The 430-nt window shown below is 31.9% G+C and carries 1 protein-coding gene; it reads left to right on the forward strand.

What is annotated here, in order from left to right; translation table 11 throughout:
• A partial coding sequence (locus AC1DJR_RS33605; RefSeq protein ID WP_477004635.1) for a GNAT family N-acetyltransferase occupies positions 1 to 430 on the forward strand: 430 nt, incomplete at both ends.

Genomic DNA, 430 nt, shown 5'->3' on the forward strand with positions numbered 1-430 from the left:
GTGATGAGTGGAAAAAGCGTTTAGAAACATTTTATGAAAGAAAAATAGATAAGTTTTTACGCTATAAATTCAAACGGAATTCGGAAGTTTTTGATCGTTCAAAATTACAATCTTTTATATCAGCGCTTCCAAAAGGATACGAATTACGAAGAATAGATGAACACATCGCAAATAATTATACACTACATAAGCTTTCTGAAGATTTTACAAGTCAATTTCAATCGGTAGAAGATTATATAAACCGAGGTATAGGTTATAGTATTTTGTACAAAGGAGAAGTTGTATGCGGTGCATCATCGTATAGCATTTATGATAATGGCATTGAAATTGAACTTACGACTGATCACAATCATAGAAGAAAAGGATTAGCAACTATAGTTAGTGCAGCGTTAATCTTGGACTGTTTAGAAAAAGGGATATATCCAAACTG

This window comes from Bacillus sp. 05T31 (genome assembly GCF_056396725.1).